Genomic DNA, 4,020 nt, shown 5'->3' with positions numbered 1-4,020 from the left:
GCGCTGAGCGCCATCCAGGTCGCCGCGCTGGAGACGGCCGACTTCGCCGCGCTGCGNTCGGACGCCATCGCCGCCCTGACCGNCAACCAGGTCAAGGCCCTGAGCACCAACCAGATCGTTGCCCTGACCACCAATGAAGCGGCCGCGCTGAGCACCGCGCAAGTGGCGGCGCTGACCAGCAACGCCATCGCCGCGCTGGAAACGGCCGACCTGGCCGCGATCAAGACCGCCGCCATCGCCGTGCTGAGCACCGGCCAGGTGATGGCCCTGACCACCGGCCAGGTCAGCGCGCTGGCCACCGCCGCCATCGCCGCGCTGAACACCGCCGGCATCGCCGTGCTGTCCACCAACCAGGTGGTCGCGCTCGGTTCGGCGCAGATCGCCAGCCTGGGCACCGCGCAAGTGGCCGCGCTGTCGTCCAACGCCATCGGCGCGATCCAGACCGCCGACCTGGCCGGCCTGTCCACCGGCCACATCGCCGCGCTGCGCACCGCCCAGCTGGCCGGCCTGACCACCGACCAGGTGGGCGCGCTGTCGACCGGCCAGATCCTGGCGCTGTCGTCGGCCGCGCTGGCCGCCCTCTCCACCAACCAGCTCGTGGCGCTGTCGACCACCCAGGCCAGCGTGCTGAGCGCCGCGCAAGTGGCCGGCCTGAGCAGCAACGGCATCGCCGCGCTGGAAACCGCCGACTTCGCCGCGCTGTCGACCAACGCCATCGCCGCGCTGAGCGCCAGCCAGCTCAAGGCGCTGACCACCAACCAGGTGGTCGCCCTGACCACCGGCGAAGCGGCCGCGCTGGGCACCGCCCAGGTGGCGGCGCTGACCGCCAACGCCATCGCCGCGCTGGAAACGGCCGACCTGTCGGCCATCAGGACGGCCGCCATCGCCGCCCTGACCACCGCCCAGGTCGCCGCACTGACGACCACCCAGGTCAACACCCTGGCGACCGCCTCGCTGGCGGCGCTGAGCACGGCCGGCATCGCCGCGCTGTCGACCAACCAGGTGGTGGCGCTGACCTCGGCCCAGGTGGCCGCGCTGGGCACCGCGCAAGTGGTGGCGCTGAGCACCGCCAGCCTGGGCGCGATCGAGACGGCCGACCTGGCCGGCCTGTCGACCACCGACGTCGCCGCCCTGCGCAGCGCCCAGCTGGCCGGCTTCTCCACCACCCAGGTCAGCGTGCTGAGCACCGCCCAGATCGCCGCGCTGTCCACCTCGGCCTTCTCGGTCGGCCTGGCCACCGCGCAAATCGCCGCGCTGACCACCGCCCAGGCCGCATCGCTGAGCGCCGCGCAAGTGACCGCGCTGTCGACCAAAAACGTCGCCGCGCTGGCCACCGCCAGCATCGCCGCCTTCTCGACCACCGAGATCGGCGCGCTGACCACCGTCCAGCTGGGCGCGCTGAGCTCCGACCAGGGCGTGGCGCTGACCTCGGCCCAGGTGGCCGCGCTGACCGCCGCGCAAGTGGTGGGCCTGTCGACCACCGCGCTGGCGGCGCTGGACACGGCCGACCTGGTGGCGCTGGGCACCAGCGCGGTCGCCGCGCTGAGCACGCGCCAGATCGCCAGCCTGCGCACCGCGGAAATCGCCTCGCTGACCACCAACCAGGTGCATGCGCTGACCTCGATGCAGCTGCACGCGATGACCAGCGACCAGATCCACGCGATGAGCACCGACCAGACCAAAGCGCTGTCCTACCTGACCCCGATCGTGCTGGACTTGAACGGCGACGGCGTGCAGACCACCGCACTGGGCCAGGGCGTGCAGTTCGACCTGCTGGCCAACGGCAACAAGGTCAACACCGGCTGGACCGCCGGCGGCGACGGCTTGCTGGCGCTGGACCGCAACCACGACGGCGTCATCAACGACGGCGGCGAGTTGTTCGGTTCGGGCACGACGCTGGCCAACGGCCAGAAGGCGGCCACCGGCTATGAAGCGATGGCCGAACTGGACACCAACGGCGACGGCGTGATCGACGCCAAGGACAGCGGCTACGCCGACCTGCGCGTCTGGGTCGACGGCAACACCGACGGCGTCAGCCAGGCCGACGAGCTCAAATCGCTGCAGGACCTGGGCATCACCAAGCTCAACCTGGACGTCAAAAAGGATGGCGCCGTCAACAACGGCAACATCCTCGGCTTGAGCTCGACCTTCGAGACGGCCGACGGCGCCACCCACGCGGCGGCCGACGTCTGGTTCGCCACCACGCCGACCAGCAACCTGAGCGGCAGCGTCAGCGGCCTGGCCCAGGCGCTGTCGAGCTTTGCCGGCACGGCCGCGGCAACGCCGGCGGCGGCCAAGCTGGAGCAGCCGGGTAGCGGCGTCAGCGGCAACGTGGCGCAGCTGGCCGGCGCGATCAAGCAGTTCAGCGACAAACCGCTGGGTGCGGAAAACCAGGCGGCCACCGACAGCGAGCTGCGCCTCAAAGCGCTGCAATCGCCGGCCGGCCACGGTTTCCTGGCCTCGCCCGCCAAGTAAGCGGCAACAGCAGTCATCGACGGCAGGGCGCAAGCCCTGCCGTTTTACCCTCCGGAACGATTTTTTGATGCAATTTGGAAAAGTTGGCCCGGTTTTTGCATTGCACTCAGTAAATAAAAAGACTTAATGCGGTACGGAAAAAAGTCGCTTTGTACGGTCAGGGCGGCTGCCGGCGCTAAATTTTGCTTCCGATTAAACGAAACTATGTGATGCCTCAAGGCCATATAAATGTTAACGGGGGGCAAAATATTGGCGCTGGGATCTAAAGTTGGCTTCGATATTGACGTTAAGAACTAAAGTGCGGCGCTTTTCCCGCGTTTAGCTCAAGCATTTCAGAAATAAAATCGCTGGTAATACCCAATTTGACGTTGGAGCCTAGGGGAAAAGTCCCTGCCGGCTCCGATATTTGTCTGTCTAGAACTGTGCAGTGCCCCAAGGAGAATGGAAATGAGCCTCGTAACAAGCATGAGTACCGACCAGATTGCAGCTCTGTCGACCCAAACAATTGCTGCTCTCGCGACTTCTGATATTGTTGCGCTCAATTCGGCACAGACCCGGGCACTGACCACGGATCAGACCGCTGCGCTGACGACGACGCAGATCACCGCACTGACCACCAAACAATTGTCGAACGGCTTGACCACCGACCAGATCGTGGCGCTGACGTCGAACCAGGTAGGCGTGCTGAGCTCGGCTCAGTTCAACGCGCTGGCGACCGAGTCCATCGTCGCCCTGGAGACGGGCGACTTCGCCGCGCTGCGCACCGCCACCATCGCCGGCATCACCACCGCCCAGATGTCGGTCCTCACGACCGACCAGATCGTCGCGCTGACCACCGCCCAGGCGGCCGCGCTGACCAGCACCCAGGTCATGGGCCTGAGCACCAACGCCGTCGTGGCGCTGGAATCGGCCGACCTGATCGCGCTGAAGACGGCGGCGATCGCCGCGCTGACCACCGCGCAGTTCAGCTCGCTGACCACCGACCAGATCACCAACCTGACCACCGCGCAAGTGAGCGCGCTGAGCACTGCCGACCTGGCGTCCGGCCTGACCACCAACCAGATCGTCGCGATGAGCTCGACCCAGCTGTCGCTGCTGAGCAGCAACCAGTTCGGCGCCCTGACCACCACCGCCGTGGCCGCCATCGAGACCAACGACCTGGTCGCGATCAAGACCAGCATCATCGCCTCGCTGAAGACCGCGCAACTGGCGTCGCTGACCACCGACCAGCTGTCCACCCTGACCACCGGCCAGATCGCATCGATCAGCACCGCCAATATGCAGGCGCTGACCACCGACCAGGTGGTTGCGCTGTCGTCGCAGCAGGTCGCCACGCTGAGCTCGGCCCAGGTGGCCGCCATGAGCACGCTGAACATCGCCACCATTGAAACGGCCGACATCGGTTCGCTGAAGACCGCCGCCATCGCCGGCCTGAGCGTCAACCAGGCCAAGGCCCTGACCACCGACCAGATCGTCGCGCTGGGTTCGGCCCAGGTCGGCGCGCTGACCAGCGCCCAGGTCGCCGCGATGAGCAGCACCCAGATC

2 pseudogenes are annotated in these 4,020 nt (G+C 67.4%); both read left to right on the top strand.

Annotated features, from left to right (window positions below):
- Positions 1-2,475, top strand: a pseudogene (locus DUGA2_RS34725) (heme utilization protein); the annotation flags it as partial.
- 447 nt (positions 2,476-2,922) lie between these two features.
- Positions 2,923-4,020, top strand: a pseudogene (locus DUGA2_RS32215) (heme utilization protein); the annotation flags it as partial.

The sequence above is a fragment of the Duganella sp. HH101 genome (genome assembly GCF_001758795.1).
GTDB classification, from domain to species: Bacteria; Pseudomonadota; Gammaproteobacteria; order Burkholderiales; family Burkholderiaceae_D; genus Rugamonas; species Rugamonas rivuli.
Note: the sequence above shows the minus strand (reverse complement) of the source record. Positions and strands in the feature narration are given on the sequence as shown.